Annotated in this window: 17 protein-coding genes, 1 tRNA gene and 1 pseudogene; 8 read left to right on the top strand and 11 right to left on the bottom strand. The window is 41.1% G+C overall.

Annotation, left to right across the window (positions count from 1 at the left end):
• Positions 1–306: 306 nt before the first annotated feature.
• From PAARA_RS19110 to rlmE, 8 genes and pseudogenes are all read right to left on the bottom strand, one after another.
• Positions 307–886: pseudogene (locus tag PAARA_RS19110) on the bottom strand (general glycosylation pathway protein); the annotation flags it as partial.
• Between the two features lie 532 nt (positions 887–1,418).
• A tRNA-Leu gene (locus PAARA_RS19105) sits at positions 1,419–1,503 on the bottom strand.
• A 76-nt stretch (positions 1,504–1,579) separates the two neighbouring features.
• On the bottom strand, positions 1,580–1,927 hold the full coding sequence (gene secG / locus PAARA_RS19100; RefSeq protein WP_062570574.1) for a preprotein translocase subunit SecG: 348 nt from the start codon (positions 1,925–1,927) through the stop codon (positions 1,580–1,582).
• 1 nt (position 1,928) lies between these two features.
• On the bottom strand, positions 1,929–2,678 hold the full coding sequence (tpiA, locus tag PAARA_RS19095) for a triose-phosphate isomerase (protein ID WP_062570573.1): 750 nt from the start codon (positions 2,676–2,678) through the stop codon (positions 1,929–1,931).
• A gap of 69 nt (positions 2,679–2,747) precedes the next feature.
• On the bottom strand, positions 2,748–4,103 hold the full coding sequence (glmM, locus tag PAARA_RS19090) for a phosphoglucosamine mutase (protein WP_062570572.1): 1,356 nt from the start codon (positions 4,101–4,103) through the stop codon (positions 2,748–2,750).
• Positions 4,096–4,944, bottom strand: a complete 849-nt coding sequence (gene folP / locus PAARA_RS19085; protein WP_062570571.1) for a dihydropteroate synthase — start codon at positions 4,942–4,944, stop codon at positions 4,096–4,098. Before folP ends, glmM begins: the two co-directional genes overlap by 8 nt.
• Before the next feature lie 156 nt (positions 4,945–5,100).
• A complete protein-coding gene (gene ftsH, locus PAARA_RS19080; protein WP_062570570.1) occupies positions 5,101–7,041 on the bottom strand; it encodes an ATP-dependent zinc metalloprotease FtsH in 1,941 nt (646 codons plus the stop codon).
• Between the two features lie 66 nt (positions 7,042–7,107).
• Positions 7,108–7,737, bottom strand: a complete 630-nt coding sequence (gene rlmE / locus PAARA_RS19075) for a 23S rRNA (uridine(2552)-2'-O)-methyltransferase RlmE (protein ID WP_062570569.1) — start codon at positions 7,735–7,737, stop codon at positions 7,108–7,110.
• Positions 7,738–7,826: 89 nt separating this feature from the next.
• On the opposite strand from rlmE, the gene yhbY reads away from it, so the two are divergent.
• A complete protein-coding gene (gene yhbY, locus PAARA_RS19070) occupies positions 7,827–8,123 on the top strand; it encodes a ribosome assembly RNA-binding protein YhbY (RefSeq protein ID WP_062570568.1) in 297 nt (98 codons plus the stop codon).
• Between the two features lie 67 nt (positions 8,124–8,190).
• Here yhbY and PAARA_RS19065 read toward each other — a convergent pair whose 3' ends face one another.
• Positions 8,191–9,348, bottom strand: coding sequence for a serine hydrolase domain-containing protein (locus tag PAARA_RS19065; RefSeq protein ID WP_062570567.1), 1,158 nt, complete (start codon positions 9,346–9,348; stop codon positions 8,191–8,193).
• Positions 9,349–9,463: 115 nt separating this feature from the next.
• Between PAARA_RS19065 and PAARA_RS19060 the strand changes: the two genes are divergently transcribed.
• The 6 genes from PAARA_RS19060 (at position 9,464) to PAARA_RS19035 (ending at position 15,212) form a co-directional block, all read left to right on the top strand.
• Positions 9,464–10,270, top strand: coding sequence for a hypothetical protein (locus PAARA_RS19060; protein ID WP_062570566.1), 807 nt, complete (start codon positions 9,464–9,466; stop codon positions 10,268–10,270).
• Between the two features lie 177 nt (positions 10,271–10,447).
• Positions 10,448–11,287, top strand: coding sequence for a MipA/OmpV family protein (locus tag PAARA_RS19055; RefSeq protein WP_062570565.1), 840 nt, complete (start codon positions 10,448–10,450; stop codon positions 11,285–11,287).
• Complete coding sequence (locus PAARA_RS19050) at positions 11,277–11,660, top strand: DUF3019 domain-containing protein (RefSeq protein WP_062570564.1); 384 nt, start codon at positions 11,277–11,279, stop codon at positions 11,658–11,660. Before PAARA_RS19055 ends, PAARA_RS19050 begins: the two co-directional genes overlap by 11 nt.
• 16 nt (positions 11,661–11,676) lie before the next feature.
• The gene (locus PAARA_RS19045) at positions 11,677–12,384 is read left to right on the top strand and encodes a response regulator (protein ID WP_062570563.1); all 708 of its coding nucleotides are present in this window, start codon (positions 11,677–11,679) and stop codon (positions 12,382–12,384) included.
• Positions 12,385–12,396: 12 nt separating this feature from the next.
• Positions 12,397–13,686: a sensor histidine kinase gene (locus PAARA_RS19040; protein WP_062570562.1), complete on the top strand. Its 1,290-nt coding sequence runs from the start codon at positions 12,397–12,399 to the stop codon at positions 13,684–13,686.
• Between the two features lie 173 nt (positions 13,687–13,859).
• Entirely contained in the window at positions 13,860–15,212 is a 1,353-nt protein-coding gene (locus tag PAARA_RS19035; RefSeq protein WP_062570561.1) for a sodium-dependent transporter, read from the top strand.
• Between the two features lie 31 nt (positions 15,213–15,243).
• Here PAARA_RS19035 and PAARA_RS19030 read toward each other — a convergent pair whose 3' ends face one another.
• Positions 15,244–15,681: a GNAT family N-acetyltransferase gene (locus PAARA_RS19030; RefSeq protein WP_062570560.1), complete on the bottom strand. Its 438-nt coding sequence runs from the start codon at positions 15,679–15,681 to the stop codon at positions 15,244–15,246.
• Positions 15,682–15,750: 69 nt separating this feature from the next.
• Entirely contained in the window at positions 15,751–16,494 is a 744-nt protein-coding gene (locus tag PAARA_RS19025; protein ID WP_062570559.1) for a sporulation protein, read from the bottom strand.
• Between the two features lie 222 nt (positions 16,495–16,716).
• Between PAARA_RS19025 and PAARA_RS19020 the strand changes: the two genes are divergently transcribed.
• Entirely contained in the window at positions 16,717–18,288 is a 1,572-nt protein-coding gene (locus tag PAARA_RS19020; RefSeq protein ID WP_062570558.1) for a cation:proton antiporter family protein, read from the top strand.
• Positions 18,289–18,382: the final 94 nt, after the last annotated feature.

Below are 18,382 nucleotides of genomic sequence, written 5' to 3'. Positions count from 1 at the left end.
TTTGTTAACACGGAAGAAGTCTAAAGGAGTTTTTCTAGAAAGGTTGTTGCTATTTGCTTAGCTTATTTATGAGCTCCAAAAAAATAGACAGAGGCTGTTTATCAATAGAGGCTAAACAAACGCTAATTTCATACCCACAGAGGCTAAGCCCAACACCTCATTCATCTAACATTCAGCTTAAAATTCAGGTAATATTCAGCTTCTTCTACTAGAAATAATGCTATAAATGGGCTTTAAACAAATACCACGACAAATCAGTTAGTTTGTATAAACAAAAATAAACTTCATAACAATTAATGACTGTATCTAAAGCCCGTTTACAACCAAAAATTCCACTCTTATTGCTTTGTATTGAGGCGTTGAACCTTGCATTAATACATCTTCTGGCTTTGCGCCTAAGTAGACATAGACCGCCAATGTTAATAATAAACCGACAACTGCGAACATCATTAGAACCGCAGGTATTACGTACTCAACTTGTCCTAGAACAGCCTTAAACATAGTAAGTAATGCCTCTATTGAGACTGCAATCAAAATCGTTGAGATAAACCGTGTGATTGTTCGTCTGGTTGAGCTGTAGCGAAAAATAGCTTTATGCATGAGGATCTCTTCCTCCAAAATAGTTTTCCCAAAATCAAAAATAGCTAAAAAAGCTAAGGTGACAAAGATAATGATAGTGAAAGGCTGAATTGGATCTGATTGACTGTGTTTTCCTAGCAAAAGAGAAAACATGTCAGCAAACAGCTTAAAGAGTAAGTAAATCACTAGGCTGGATAGACAACTAACAATCAAGCTATAACCGACCTTAAAATAAGGTGTCATATTTGCGCTTTGTATCTCCTATGATGAACTCAACCAATTCAGTTAGGCTCACATCTACAACTAGAAGTAATTATCTTGCTAATCAGCGTGTATTGTCTTCACGATTGATATGCATAAATGCTTTGTAGCAGTTGAAATATATGGGAGGTAAAATGTGTATCTACGTTGGTAATTGCAACCAAAAGTAAGGGCGTGCGATCAGGTCTTGTTCTGCGTATCCCTCTATCGCACTTAAATAAATCACTATCGTCATGTTATACCAATTCGCTTAATTAAGTGTTCTATTTTGAGGCAATAAAACCTCGTTGATAGCAAGGCAAAAATTTCGTTATTTAGTTGTTCTAAATCAGAAATTTTTAACGCCGGTAGCGACAGGTTTAATCCCTCAAAATGATTAAGTATTATTGCGGATTGGTATTATTCACCTATCAGTAAAATACTAACCGAGAGTACAAAAAAGGAAAGTTCAAATAGAATTTTTCTTTTTCAATGAATATAAACACAGGAAAAGCTTTTGCCACATAAATGCACAAGACGAGTAGAAAGAGTGAAAAAACGAAAAAAGCCGTTACTGTTAAGTAACGGCTTTTCAAATTTGGTGCGGATGGGGGGACTTGAACCCCCACGGCCTAAGCCACCACCCCCTCAAGATGGCGTGTCTACCAATTCCACCACATCCGCATACAATTTTTGTATGTTGTTAAGCGTTATTATTACTTGAGGAAAGTAACTGCTTAACCTAATTTAGCAACGCTAATTAGTTTGGTACGTCAGAGCTTTTCTCTTCAGTAACAGGCACATCATCTTGTGCTGGTGTTACTGTTTCAACAGCTGGCGCAGCTTCTAGGTTTTCCCATTCGTCAGTCTTTTTAATTTGACCGGCTGTAAGGTTACCTAAAACAATACTTAACACAAAGAATACTGTGGCAAGAATTGTCGTTGTTTTAGTCATAAAGTTACCAGCACCAGATGAACCAAACACAGTAGCAGAAGCGCCTGCACCGAATGATGAGCCCATGTCTGCGCCTTTACCTTGTTGGATTAAAACCATACCAACAAGTGCTAAAGCAACGATTAAATAAACTACTAATAAAATTTCGTACATCTTATACGGTCCCTTTTGCACTCTCACAGATTGCAGTGAATGAGTCTGCTTTTAGACTTGCGCCGCCAATAAGGCCGCCATCTATATCTGGTTGTGCAAATAATAATTCGCTATTTTTTTCATTCACGCTACCACCATATAAGATGGTTAGCTGCGCGGCTAAATCGCTATCTAGTGAAGCGACTTTTTCGCGGATAAATTTATGCACAGCTTGAGCTTGCTCAGGTGAAGCAGTTTTACCTGTACCAATGGCCCAAACGGGCTCGTATGCTACCACAGAATTCTTCAGTGCTGCTACACCTAATTTATCAATTACAGCATCAATTTGTGCTGCAACCACTAATTCGGTTTCATTTGCTTCGCGTTGTTGCTCACTTTCACCAACACATAATATAGGTGTTAAGCCTACTTCTTGCGCACGAGCGAATTTTTCTGCAACAATTTGGTCTGACTCACCGTAAATGCTTCGACGTTCTGAGTGACCAACCAATGTGTATGTGGCGCCTAAATCTTTTATAAGCTGCGCATCGACTTCACCTGTAAATGCACCTGCTTGATTCTCAGATACAGTCTGTGAGCCAACAAGCACATCACGTTGTAGCAAACTACTCATCAATGGGAATGGTGGAAAAACCACAATATCCAGTTCATCCGATTGAACGTTTTTAATTGCCTGAGATAACTGTTCAACGAGCTCTAATGAGCCGTTCATTTTCCAATTACCTGCAACCATTGGCTTACGTGTTGCCATAATTCCACTCCACATTAGAAAGCGGGCAAGATACTAACTCGACTTGCCCAAAGTTACAAGAGGTTATTGTTATACCTCGGTTTGTTTGCTCACAGATTCGACAACTTGAGCGATTTTCTGTGCATTATCGAGTACAATTTTCTCTTGGTCAGCTTCGACCATAACACGCACAACGGGTTCAGTGCCTGACTTACGAAGTAATACACGTCCAGTGTTACCAAGTTTTTCTTCAACCTCAGCCACACAGTCAATCACCGCCTGAGCTTGAGTAGGATCCGTTCCTTGAGGGTAACGAACATTAATCATTTTCATTGGGTATTTTGTGAAACCCGCACCTAGGTCTTGTAATGTTTTATTTTGCGCGACCATTGCTGCAAGCACTTGTAAGCTCGAAATAATGCCATCGCCTGTACTAATTAAATCAAGGTTCAATACATGGCCTGAACTTTCGCCACCTATTTTCCACCCTTTCTCTTGTAACAGCTCCATTACATAACGATCACCAACTTTGCTTCTGGCAAAATCAATACCGCGTGACTTAAGTGCATTTTCAAGCCCCATATTAGACATGACAGTACCAACAACACCACCACCTAGCATGTCATCATTTGCAGCTTGGCAAGCAATAATATAAACAATATCATCACCGTCAAATACACGGCCGTTATGGTCCACCATCATGACACGGTCGCCATCACCATCATAGGCAATCCCTACATCAGCATTGTGTTCAAGCACTTTGCGTTTGAGTGTCTCAACATGAGTGGCACCACATTCAAGGTTAATATTTACTCCATTCGGCTCGCATGCATGACAAATCACTTCTGCACCTAGTTCTCTCATCACCGATGGTGCAATGTGGTAGGTAGCACCGTTGGCACAATCGAGGACTATTTTTAAACCTTCAAGTGATAACCCTTGCGGGAATTGGCTCTTACAGAACTCAATATAACGACCATCGGCCGTTTCTAAGCGGCGTGCTTTTCCGAGTTTATCGGATGCAACACACGTCATTGGCTCATCCATCATGGCTTCAATTTCTAGCTCCACATCATCAGGGAGTTTTAAACCCCGACTAGAAAAGAATTTAATACCATTATCATGATAAGGGTTATGAGAAGCACTAATAACAATACCCGCTTCAGCACGGAACGTTTGTGTAAGGTATGCAACCGCTGGAGTCGGCATCGGCCCGAGTAGAACCACATCAATACCTGCGGCAATTAAGCCTGCCTCAAGAGACGTTTCTAACATATAACCTGAGATGCGCGTATCTTTACCAATGATCACTTTTTTGGTGCCAATCTTTGATAAAACTCGCCCTGCAGCCCAACCTAGCTTTAGGGCAAACTCAGGTGTGATTGGATATTCCCCAACCATACCGCGAACACCATCCGTACCAAAATATTTTCTTGTTTTACTCATTTAAAAATCCTTTATTACACGCCTGCCAAACGGTTAAGGCATCTACAGTTTCTAATACATCATGAACACGAATGATCTTTGCGCCATTTTGTGCGGCAATAAGTGCGCCAGCAAGGCTACCTGCTAGGCGTTCATCTGTGTCTCTATTTAGTAAATTACCTATCATAGACTTTCGAGATAAGCCCGCTAAAACAGGTAGTTTGAATTGATTAAAATCATCGAATTTGTCGAGGATTTGATAGTTATGTGCCAATGATTTTCCAAACCCAAAACCTGGATCTAGTATAATTCGCTCTCGCTGAATACCCGCTTGCTCACACGCTTCAATACGCGCTGCAAAAAAGCTGTTTATATCAGTAAACAAGTCATCGTATTGCGGGGCCACTTGCATTGTGCGAGGCTGCCCTTGCATGTGCATTAAGCACACTGCCACATCTCGATACTGAGCGAGCACCTCAATGGCACCAGGCTCTTGAAGAGCACGTACATCATTTATAATATCTGCACCTGCTTCAATAGCTTGGCGCATAACTTCACTTTTGCTGGTATCAATTGAAATAACACAATCACTGTGTTCACGAAGCGCTTTTACAAGCGGAATAACTCTCGCTAATTCATCTTCTAACGAAACATCTGGTGCGCCAGGACGGGTTGACTCACCACCGATATCAATAATTAAGGCACCGTGCTCTAGTAATCTGCTAGCTTGATTGACAGCGCTGTCTAATTGGCAATAGCTGCCGCCGTCTGAAAATGAATCGGGTGTGACATTTAAAATTCCCATCACAACTGGGGAATCGAGGTGTAAAGTGCGACCTCGGGGTAAATTAAGAACGGTCATTTATCACCTTTACGACATGTATAGCAATGGCTAAAAATGTTTTCAGTAAACAGTTATACCTCTTCGCTGATGAAGTCTGATTGCGGGTCGGTATTTTAAAATTTGTCTACAAAAAAGCCCCGGCATTCGGGGCTTTTGCTTGTACTATTTTAACGATTATTCCGCTTTATCATCAAGGCTTGTTTCATCCTTTTTAGCTGAATCATCATTTTTCGGCTCTTCTGAGGCTGGCTCAGCCGGCTTTTCTGTACTTTTCTTCTCTTCTGGTCTGCGATCATGCATATCACGCGGTTCGCGGACTGGCTTACGCGCCATGAGATCGTCTATTTGACCTGCATCAATGGTTTCATATTTCATCAATGCATCTTTCATCGCATGTAAGATATCAATATTATCTTTTAAGATTTGTTCAGCGCGTTCATAGTTACGATCAGAGAACAAGCGCACTTCACTATCAATAACCTTTGCTGTTTCATCCGACATGCTCATCGAGCGGCTTCCGCCACCACCCATGTACATTTCGTTTTGGTCTTCAGCGTAAAGTAATGGACCAAGCTTTTCACTCAAGCCCCACTGCGTCACCATTTTACGAGCGATGTCCGTGGCACGTTCGATGTCGTTACTTGCACCTGTCGTCACTTTATCTTCACCGTATATAAGTGCCTCAGCAATACGACCACCATACAAGCTCGAAATCATTGACTCTAAAAGCTCTTTAGAGTGGCTAACACGGTCTTGCTCAGGTAGGTACATTGTTACACCCAATGCACGACCACGAGGGATAATAGACACTTTATAGACTGGATCGTGTTCAGGCACCATACGACCAACAATCGCGTGACCCGCTTCATGGTAAGCAGTCATTTCTTTCTCTTGCTCACTCATCACCATGGTCTTGCGTTCTGCGCCCATCATGATTTTGTCTTTAGCAGCATCAAATTCAGCCATGCTGACAACACGCTTGTTACCACGCGCTGCATATAAGGCTGCTTCGTTTACTAAGTTAGCAAGGTCAGCCCCCGAAAAGCCCGGTGTACCGCGTGCAATAACTGCTGCTTCTACGTTGTCACCCAATGGTACTTTGCGCATATGCACTTTAAGAATTTGCTCACGACCACGAATATCAGGTAACCCAACCACGACTTGACGGTCAAAACGACCAGGACGTAATAATGCAGGGTCAAGAACATCAGGACGGTTAGTTGCGGCAATAACGATAATACCTTCATTACCTTCAAAGCCGTCCATTTCTACAAGCATTTGGTTAAGAGTTTGCTCACGCTCATCGTGACCACCACCCATGCCAGCGCCACGTTTACGACCTACTGCATCGATTTCATCAATAAAGATGATACAAGGTGCTGCTTTTTTAGCTTGTTCGAACATGTCACGTACACGTGATGCACCCACACCAACGAACATTTCTACGAAATCAGAACCTGAGATTGTGAAAAACGGCACTTTGGCTTCACCTGCAACGGCTTTGGCAAGTAATGTTTTACCCGTACCTGGTGGACCTACCATGAGCACACCTTTAGGAATGCTACCACCTAATTTTTGGAATTTAGATGGATCACGTAAGAAATCAACAAGCTCAGTAACGTCCTCTTTTGCTTCATCACAGCCAGCAACATCAGCAAAGGTTGTTTTAACTTGGTCTTCGCTCATTAGGCGCGCTTTACTCTTACCGAAAGACATCGCACCTTTACCGCCACCACCTTGCATTTGACGCATGAAGAATATCCATACACCAATTAGCAGCAGCATTGGGAACCAAGAGATTAAAATGCTGGCGAGGAAAGATTGCTCTTCAGGTTTTACACCCTTTACATTCACATTGCTTTTCAAAAGATCATTTAAAATATCTTTATCGTACATCGGCATGATAGTTTGAAAGCGCTCACCATTGGTTTTGGTGCCGGTAATCGTACCTGAGCTACTTTCAATAGAAACCTCTTGAATAGCGCCGCTACGTGCATCGCTAACAAACTGGGTATAACTTGTTTGGCGATCAGCTTGATCGCCACCATTAAAGCTCTGAAAGACTGACATTAGCACAACAGCAATGACCAGCCAGAGTATTAGATTTTTCGCCATATCGCTCAAGGGGTTAACCTCTTGTATCCAATTAATATAAATTCAACTTAACGCAGCACAACTGTACTACAGTTTGTATCCCGTCGCCACTATATAAACTTCCCGAGAACGGGCACGCGATGCATCAGGCTTTCTGATCTTGACCGCTTTAAAGCTATTACGTACGTCCTGTAAGTATTGATCAAACCCTTCACCTTGGAAAACTTTCACACAAAAAGCACCATTTTTCTTCAAAACTTGGTGACACATATCTAATGCAAGCTCAACTAGATACATGCTTCCGGCCTGATCAACCGATGTATTACCACTCATATTGGGGGCCATGTCAGAAAATACAACATCCACATTTTTCCCATCAATGCGCGTTAATAGCGCATCTAATACCGCTTCTTCTCGAAAGTCACCTTGCAAAAAGTCTACGCCTGCTAACGAATCCATTGGCAAGATGTCACAGGCAACAACTTGGCCTTTATCACCCACCTTTTCAGCAAGATACTGTGACCAACTTCCTGGAGCAGCACCTAAATCAACCACGGTCATGGCTGGTTTAATTAATTTATCTTTATTTTGAATTTCATCTAATTTGAATACCGCACGAGAGCGCCAACCTTTCTTCTGCGCTTCGTGAACATAAGGATCGTCAAAATGTTCTTTCAGCCATCGCTTAGAACTAGCTGAATGTTTTTTATTTGCCATAAAATTAATACGTAACTAATTAGTAATATTCTCTAGATGGCGTTAGAATACCCTTAATTCAAGCCATATTCAGCAAAATTTGTAACATCATGAAATTATCGAACAAACAAAAGCAGTTTTTAAAAGGTCAAGCACACAGTTTAAAGCCTGTGGTATTACTTGGCGCAAACGGTTTAACCGAAGGCGTTTTAGTTGAAATTGAAAGCGCCCTAGATATCCACGAGCTTATTAAAGTAAAAGTACCAACGGATGAACGTGAAACAAAAGTATTAATTTTCGATGCAATTGTTCGCGAGACCGGTGCTGTAAAACTTCAAACAATTGGCCATACCATTGTTCTTTACCGTCAAAGTGAAGAGAAAAAGATTCAATTACCTCGCGGTTAAGATTGAAAGCCAATTCTATAAAAAAGCCAGCTTGCTGGCTTTTTTAATGCCTAGACTAAATATATAACTAGCTCGACTCACTTTCTCGCGCATATTTCAGTGTGCGATTTATAAATTCGGTTGTTAGCTCATTAATTAACCCTGTTTCCGCATTAAGTACTAGACTAAAACCAATATTTAAATGTGGAAAAACGACTAAGTCACTGCGGTAGCCTTGTACCCAACCACTATGGTAATAAAGTACTTCTCCATCGTAATCATATACTCGCCAACCAAGGCCGTAATAGGCATCTTTTACATGCCCTCGCCATACCCGACGCCGTGTTTCTTTTTTTGTATGGGTGTATGGTCGCGTTTGTTTTATAAGCGCATCCAGCGGCAAAACATCAGGGTACTGGCCTAGCTGCGCATTTAACCAAATAGCCATATCACTAGCGCTGGCATTAACCCCCGCAGCGGCTGCTACCTTGTAGTAATTCTTTTTTAAGCGAGAGGTGTACCAACGCTTTCTTCCTCTTACATGAGGATGAGCATAATTATTGTCACGCACCATACCTTCGTAGCCTACGCTCGCATCCGTCATTTTTAATGGTGCAAAAATATATTCAGCTATCCAATGGGCATAATCCATTTGAGTTGTTTTATAAATAATTGAATCAATGAGACTGAACATCACATTTTGATAGCCATAACACTCACCCGGTTTGCAAATAGGTTCAACAGTTAGAAGCTGTTTAACAATGTCTGGGTAACTCATTCTTGATTCTATTAAATTGTCGTAAGCATTTGGCACTAAACCGCTTGAATGGCTCAGAATATGATAAATTTTTAAATCATCTTTATAGACAGTATTATTAAATTCAGGAATGAACTTACTGATCGGATCGTCAATATTGAACTCTCCCTGAGTCGCAAGCTTTGATGTCAATGACCCTGCAAATGTTTTAGAAACTGAAGCCAAGCGAAATCGTGTGTGTTTATCTACTTTTCGCCCTTTTGATATTTTAGTTCGGCCAATGCCTTGGACAAAGTCTTCCTCACCCACTTTAACAATTGCCAAAGAGCCACCGGGAATTCCTTTGGCTCTTAACTTTCCTCTTAGGTATTTATTGTACTCGCTAACGAAGGGCTGCCAATTTGAGTCACTGCCTGAAGCATACCCACTGAAAAGAAGGAGAAAAAAAGAAGAAAATAGAAAGATTATAAAAGTGAGCGTGTACTTCATTCGTTATTGTTTTAGTCTGTTTCGGAAGTTTCTCATTACATAATATCATGAACTTTTGCTTCGACTAACGTACAATACGCACAATATTAACTTTTTTATGGGTAGACTTTTCTTTATGCGCTTACTTGTAGTACTGCTTTTTACAATTATTTCAGCTGGTTGCGCCCTTAAACCAGAGCCAGCGCCTTTATTAGCGATGCCAGAAAAACCGTCGCTTAAAAGCCAACGTTTTCAAATTGAATATAAAACTGAACATGCAGCCCCAAAAGTTAAATCGGTACAACTCCCTGCGCATACAGTAAATGCAAACCAAACCGTTGCAATCGTTGCTGATAAAACAAGCGTAACAGACACTTTATATGCGCAATTAACAGAAGCATTAAATGAAAAACAATTAAAAGTTGTCCAAAATGGCCAAGCAGATTACACATTGTCTATCCACCAGCTTGATTTAGAGCTTGTTGACGATACCGAATACCAATTAGTGATACCTGAAAAACCATTGCCACTTTTTGACCAAGTAGCAGAGCAATTCCCAACTCAACAATGTGCCACCATTCAAGCACAGGTAAGTATGCGCCTAACCCATAAAAAAACAGGCGATGTTGTCTGGTTTGCGAAGTCATCTATAGACAGTGCTAGCTTTCACCGTGAGCCGCTCATCTATAGCTTTGAGCAACAGCAATTAATCAAGAACGAACTAGAAGTTGCCAGCTTTGTTAATGAACATAATACGGAACAAGCGCGTATGTCGCGTATAAATAATACCGATATTGTGATACCTCAGTATCAAACAATTTCTCGCATGAGTGCTTTAACAAAAGAGCAAGGCCCATGTAACCGTACTGAAATCAGTGCTCTTACGCCTATGATGCAGTATTATCTCACCAGTATCTTAATCGATAAAATTAAAGTTCAATAAAAAGGTTGGTGTTTGCACTTAACAAAAGTGCAAACACCTACTTCTCTCTTCAAGCTACACTTCCCTAACACCTTTACGACTCGACTACACTTTTTTACAGATTTTGGGAACTCCTTAACAATATACTAATTGCGTATATAATGATGACTTCACTTATTTGTAACAAGGACAACACACTTGCAAACCAGCCGCGCCATATTATTTTTTTGCTTATCTTTATTGGCAACATCTTCTTATGCAAGTAATCGTTACTACGCTGATAATACGTTAGAACCCAGCCAAGGTTTTGCATGGGATTGGGGAGTTGGGGCTGGCTATTATATCGAAGACTCTTATTTAGTCGGTATGGACTCTTACAATGATGGCTTTGAACCAGACATTCACCTTGCCCTTTCCTACGAACACTTTTACCTTGATTATGATCAAAGCCAATTAAGTGGTGGGCTGACCATTGGCTACAGCGTGATTGATAAGTTCGAATGGGGACTTGACCTAGTTGGTACAAATATTCAATCTGGCTTCGATGAAACCGGCTTAGCTTTTTACGAAGAAGACGTAATTGAAGAGCTTGCCGGTATTAAAAGCAGAAATTATGACTTTGATGTTGGACTTCGCTTATCAAGACGTTTTGATAATTCGCAGATCTCCTTTGAGTATTTACATGATATTTCAGGCGCCCATAATGGCTGGGTAATGAACAGCTTCTTTAGTCAGATAATTCCTTGGCGTAATTGGGAGTTTCGCTCAGGTATCGGGCTAAGTGCTTATTCTGAAGATTTTACTAACTATTACTTCGGTATTACTCCTTCTGAAGCTAATTCAAACAGACCTGTTTACACCCCGAGCACATCCTACAGTCTTATCTTTGAGTTTCATGCTGAATACCCAATAAACCAAAACTGGGTATTTTTAACTGGCTGGCTATCAACATGGTTTTCTGATGATATTCATCACAGCCCTATTGTCTCCCAAGAATATCAGCACAAAGCCAAGGTAGGCCTGCGCTATGTTTTTTAAATACTATTTTTTATTAGCGCTCCCTATAATCAGCGTCAAAGCGCAAGAACAACCTAAAGAAGAGACAAGCCTAGTATCACTACCTGATACCTGTGTTGCCCTTCGTGAAGGACGAAATTGCTATGCTGATGTGGAAATATCTTGGCACCAGCCAAAGGGTAATTACTGCTTACGTGATGGTCAAAGTAAACATATTATGCAGTGTTGGCTTATGCAAAAAACGGGCTTTTTTCGCTATCAGTTTGACTCTGCAATAACGGTCAACTTTGAATTGGTCAATAGTAACAATGGCAAGGTCGTTGACACCACTGAAATACAAGTGCAGTGGGTGTACCAAAATCGCCAAAAGAAACGCCGTTGGCGACTGTTTTAACTGTTTGGAGTAAAAAATGGAACATTATGGCACGATTCTGCTAGTAGAAGATGATATTTCACTGGCTAAGTGGGTCGCAGAATACTTAACTGAGCAAGGCTATAAAACAACAATTTGTCAACGTGGTGACCAAGTCATTGAGCAAGTCAGAGCGACACCACCGGACTTAGTTTTATTAGATATCATGCTGCCTGGTCAAGATGGTATTAGTGTGTGTCGAGAGTTAAGACAGTTTTACCAAGCGCCTATTATTATGCTCACAGCCAGAGACGATGAAATGGACGAAGTAATAGGCCTTGAAGTCGGTGCAAGTGATTACATGATGAAACCTGTACGACCACGAGCACTCTTAGCCCGTATAAAAACGGCCTTACGTGCAAATACAGATAACAAAGAGTCGCGCTTAGAAAATCCTAACATAACTGTTGGCAAACTTACTATAGACACCGAATCACGCACTGTTTCTTTTGCCGATCAAGAAGTGCATATTTCAAGTGCGGAATACCTATTGCTGCATTACTTGGCCAGTAATGCAGGTCAGGTTGTGTCGCGCGATGCCGTGTTCAAAGCAACAAAAGGCAGAGAATATGATGGGTTAGACAGAAGTGTCGATGTGCTTATTTCGTCACTACGCAAAAAATTTAATGATGATCCCCAACACCCTGAAAAAATTAAAACCATCTGGGGACGTGGCTACTTGCTCGTCGCGACAGCGTGGCAATAGATGATATAACGCGTGAAAAAGTTTTATATTTCATTACTGGGCAGTGCACTGCTATCAATAATCATATTGGGCTGGTTAATTGACGCATTTAGTCAGCAAACCCATCAGCCGCAAGATACTTTTCATAGCCAAACCCAAATGATTAAAGGGTTTACTAAACAGTTGTCGGTACTGCCTGCGGATAAACGCGAGAATGCAATCAAGCAGCTAGAGCAAGATTTCAACGTGCAACTAGAGTATCGCTCAACTCAAGCATTAGCACTTCCTCACTCTCTGCTTTCGCAAATTACAATGCCTACAGGCTTAATACTCGAAGATCAACAAGGATACTACTTACTCTACAGCGAGCAGGCACTTGGCTCACACCATCTTAAAATGCGTCTAGAGAAAGCGCATTTACATGAGCAAGGGAATGATGTTCTCCTTACCCTACTCTTCTATGCTGGGTTATGTGTTTTTATGGGCTTTATTATTGCTCCACTTGCAAAACGTCTCAGCATCCTTAATGATGCCGCGCAACGCTTCGCTAAAGGTGACTTAGCTACCCGCATTAAACCATCTCATTTTACCTATATTAAAGATGTCGAGCTCACCTTTAATCGCATGGCGAATCAAATTGAGAAACTACTTGATGAAAACAAGCTAATGGCGTCGAGTTTATCGCACGATATAAGAACCCCTGTTGCGTGCTTACGCTTCGGTTTAGAAGCCGCGCAAGATTGTACTAATGAGGAAAAACGTCTTGAGTACTTATCTCGAATGGAGCAAGATTTAGATCAAATGGAGTCAATGCTAAAAAGTTATCTTGCTTTTGCTACCTTAGAGCAAAAAGCAAATAAACTAACCTTTAGCGAATCTGACTTAGAAAGCTACTTACTCAGCTTGATTCAACAAGTTCACCCTAAGCTTGAGCAACGTTCATTACGCATCAGCCACGACATAAAACAAGGACATATATGTGCCGACTTAGATTGGTTAGCACGTGCGATTGTAAACCTATTAAGTAATGCATGTGACTTTGCACGCTGCGAAATAGTTTTATCAGCCTCCTACAACCAAGGCTTCGTTACTATTAAAGTAGAAGATGATGGCCCAGGAGTGCATAAAAAAAACTGGGGGAAAATATTCAGTCCGTTCTTTCAAGAACAAAGTCACCGAAATCGTGACGGTGAAAGCTATGGCTTAGGCCTCGCGATTGTTGCAAAAGTGGCTGATTGGCATCATGGCACTGTCAGCGTATCAAAAAGCCAGTCTCTTGGTGGCGCATGCTTTACCCTCAGTATTCAAAATAAAAGCCTTTGAATATGTTTCAATTGTGTTAATTGTTACGTATTGTATTAGCTAATTGAACGAAATATATGCTGGCAGCAGATTCGAGGCGATTACAAGTAAAAATGCCCACTATTAACCCTTTTTATTTAGTGTTAATTGAAGTAGATTGTCAGCGCCGTCACAAATAGAGAAGTAACAATAATATGAGCGCATCACGTGGGGAGTTCAGCTCCCGCTTTGGATTTATTATGGCCGCAGCAGGCTCCGCTGTTGGCTTAGGAAATATTTGGGGTTTCCCTACACAAACAGCAAGTAATGGCGGCGCAGCATTTTTAGTTGCTTACTTAGTACTTGCATTTTGCCTAGCTTACCCAGCATTAATGGCAGAGCTTGTTATAGGCCGTCATGGCCAAGCCAATGCTGTCAGTTCCCTTAGAAAAGTTACAAACCAGCCATGGCAGAAAAAATTTGCTTTTGTAGTCGGCTTTGGCGGTATTATTTGTGCTGGTTTAATTTTAAGCTTTTATGCCATCGTAGCGGGCTGGATGCTCAGTGCAACATTAGAGCCCGTAGCACAATTAACTGCTCAAGAGCCTGCAATTACTTGGTTAGGTGAGCAGTCACTATCAAGAAACCTAATTTTTACTGCTGCGTTTATTATTTTGACCGTTGCTATTATTTCTAAAGGTGTTGAAAACGGCATTGAGAAATGGTCAAAGCGCCTGATGCCTGCTCTATTAGGCATTTTGTTTATGCTTATCATTTATGTGATGACCCAAGATGGCGCAGTTGAAGGTTTAAAAGCCTACTTAGTGCCTGACTTTTCATCTATTTTAAACCCAGAGCTGCTAGTTAATGCCCTTGGACAAGCATTTTTCTCGCTATCTTTGGGCACCAGTGTGATGATCATCTATGGTTCATACATTAGCAAAAAAGAGAATCTCGTGTCCTTGGGTGCTTATGTTACTTTGATCGATGTGTTTATTGCCTTTGTAGCCGGTTTATTGATTATTCCTGCGATGTATGTTGCACAGGCACAAGGCGTACAGATTTTCTCTGCTGAAGGCGTACTACTGTCTGAAGATACGTTAGTGTTTCAAGTGCTGCCCGCACTTTTCACCAGCATGGGTGATGTGGGTATTTTCGTTGGCTTTGCCTTTTTTGCTTTAATGAGTATTGCAGCGTTAACTTCATCTATTTCAATGCTGGAGGCACCCGTCTCTTATGCGGTTGAGCGCTTTGCTCTAAAACGCGTGCAGGCGACATGGTTAATTGGCGGTATTATTGCCCTTGTCAGCTTTACGATCGTTTTTAACTTAGGCACATTGTTTGGCTTTGTGATCACACTAACCACTAAGATTGGCCAACCAATTTTAGGATTAATGTGTTGTATATTTGTCGGTTGGATTTGGCACCGTGCATCTTTATTAAAAGAAATTCAACAAGGCTGCCCAGAAGCTGCAAACAGCTTCTTCTGGAAAGTGTGGCCATGGTATATCAAATTCATTTGTCCATTGGCTATTGCACTGGTATTCGCCAACTCGCTGTTAAGCTAAGCGCTTACTTGAAGTGGCCCTTTGCTTTGGGCTACTTCAAACACATATCCTGATGTGGAATGCCGTCTTCTAAGTAATCATCACCGACATTTTTAAAGCCAAACTGTTGATAAAAGCCCGTTAAATAACATTGAGCGCCTATCAAAATAGCTTTCTCTGGCCAGCGTTGCTGACATGTCTCTATAGCCATTTGCACAAGTTTGCTTGCCAACCCTTGTCCCCTAAATTGCTTAGCAACAAGTACACGACCAAATGCACTGAACTGCTCATTTTTGTCATAACACCGAGCGTAGGCAGCTAGCTGTTGTTCTTTGAACACAAAGAGATGCTGAGTCAGGTCATGGTTATCAACCTCGTCAATCTCTGGATAAGCACAGGTTTGCTCTACAACAAACACCTCAACCCGTGCTCGTAAAATCGCGAATAACTCATCTTTACTGAGTTCAGCGTAACTCTTAACAGAAAACATAAGATTCCTTTTTGCAAGACAAAAAACCCAGCCGTAGCTGGGTTTAAAGTGTACCTATTCGATTAAGCCCTAAGCGAATAACCGCTCTAATTGGTCACATAATTGCGACAGGTTTACGTGATCATGTTCTATCGTTAAATCAACATAACCATCCCCTCTAAAAGCACGGTCTAATTCAATTAACACATGCGTTTTATGAGCTTCAGGCACAAACGACAGCTCAACTTCTTGTAAACCAAAAAGGCTTCGGCTATCTGGACGATACTCAAGTTCCTGATAACAACCTGAGTGAGATTGAAACGTAGGTGCGCGTAGATAACCCTTTTCAACATCTGCCTTGACTAGGTTAAAACCTAATTTATCCATTGCGTGCATAAACGTGCTAACAGCATCATTCGGATAAATATGTAATGAGTCACGATCCGTTGGATCAAGCGCCATATCAATATCAAGACCCGTTTCTAACCAAACATGTGATTGATTATAGCCAGCGTTAATTTCCGTGATTGGGGTCTCTGAATGTAGGCGTGCTTCAAACGGAATATGCCTCTCTTCGCCCGCTGCAATCGTGCCGACATCCGTGATACGCCATTTTTCGATCACATGATTTGTAAAATACTCACCATCTTCACCTTCAACTTTAACACGCGTCATTAATGCTAAGTCTAAGCCAGTAATATCTTGCTCTACATCGCCGCCTTTAATAACGATAACTGCATTAAATTTTTGGCCTGGTTGTAAGTGCTCTGTTTCCAGTACAGTGTCCACCTTTGCTGCACCAATACCTACTGATGCAAGGATTTTCTTAAACATCTTTTCTCCTTAAGCCGTCTCTTTTCTAGTTGGCTTAAATTCCTTTGTTGTTGCATCTTAACCACAATTAAAAGCTAATGTCAGCGAAAAAATGATGCTTTTAGCGCATTAATCAATAAATAGTGCGTAAGTGTTCATTTTTTAGACTCTTTATATTCGATATTGTTTTCCATTAGTGAATATTTCGCTACACTCCTAACAAATGAAGTCAAAAGAAGAATTATGGAACTTATATACTTTGCTACGGCGTTCGTGTGCGGCTTTGCTGTCTATCAGCTAAAGCTTCCTCCTTTAATTGGTTTTTTATTAGCAGGGTTTGCCCTCAACTTATATGGCTATAAAACCACTGAATTACTCAACACACTAGCGAGCTTAGGCGTAACCTTACTGCTGTTTAGTATTGGTTTAAAATTAAAAGTTTCTAACCTTATAAAACCACAAGTATGGGCACCAGCGTCAATGCATATTGTACTGAGCAGCACCCTCTTTAGCGGTTTTATGCTGTTGCTTGGCGCATTCGCACTTCCTCTTTTCAGCGAACTGACTTGGCAAAGTGCACTCTTGGTTGGTTTTGCATTTAGCTTTTCGAGTACTGTGTTTGCCGTTAAAGTCCTTGAAGAACGCGGAGAAATGTCTAGTCTACATGGCAAAATTGCAATAGGTATCTTGGTAATGCAGGATATATTCGCAGTTATTTTCTTAGCGATTAGTACAGGTAAAGCACCTAATATTTGGGCATTAGCATTATTAATAGGGCTTCCGGTTCTGCGCCCTATTATGTTTTGGATTTTAAATCGCTCTAAGCATGGTGAATTACTGCCTTTATTTGGCTTTTTCTTTGCGCTGGTTTTAGGTTATCAAGCCTTTGAATTTGCTGGACTCAAAGGCGATTTAGGCGCGCTTATCATAGGGATGATGTTTGCTCCCCATAAAAAAGCGGGTGAGCTATCAAAATCATTACTAAATCTGAAAGATATCTTGCTTGTTGGCTTCTTCCTAAACATAGGTTTAAACGCGGAGCTTACCGCGCATGCTATATTGGTTGCGATGGTGATTATCTTAGTGTTACCAATTAAAGTTGCGCTCTATTATGTTTTAACTAACGCCTTCAAATTACGTGCACGTACTTCACTGCTTAGCGCATTTAGCCTTGCTAACTATAGTGAGTTTGGTTTAATCGTTTGTGCCGTTGCTGCTAGCAGTAATATGATCACCTCCGAATGGCTCGCGGTTATGGCGATTGCCGTATCAATTACTTTTATTTTGGCATCTCCTTTAAATAAACGCTCTAACGAAATTTATGTCAAGATTGAGCACTGGCTACTTAAATTTGAAAGTAATAGCCGCTTAACCGAAGAGTTACCAGTGAACTTAAACGATACCAAAATCGTTATTTTTGGTATGGGCCGTATTGGTACAGGGGCGTACGAAACAATTAGTCAAACACATCCAAACCTCGTTGCTGGCATTGATATTAAACCTGATGTGGTGGATAAGCACATTAAACGAGGACGCCGCGTTCTTTTAGCTGACGCCACAGACCCTGACTTTTGGCAACGGGTAAATCACTCTCATGTTGGCATGGTTATGCTTGCGATGCCAAAGCACATGCAGAATATTTTTGCCCTAGAGCAGCTAAAAGCGTCTGGATACCAAGGCCAAGTAACGGCTATTGCAAATTACCCTGACCAGCAAAAAGAGTTAGAAGATATGGGTGTAGATTCTACCTATAACTTTTATCTAGAAGCGGGTAGCGGCTTTGCCGAGCACGTAAAACAAAAACTTTTCTCATAATGTAAAAAAATAATTCTCAGGGCCTATATTTGGTACTGAGAATTATTTTCATTATATTCAGCGACTTGCTATTGCTATTTTTAGTACACTTCAA

It is taken from the genome of Pseudoalteromonas arabiensis (assembly GCF_001550155.1).
Taxonomy (GTDB): Bacteria; Pseudomonadota; Gammaproteobacteria; order Enterobacterales; family Alteromonadaceae; genus Pseudoalteromonas; species Pseudoalteromonas arabiensis.
This window is presented reverse-complemented; position numbering and strand designations above follow the sequence as displayed.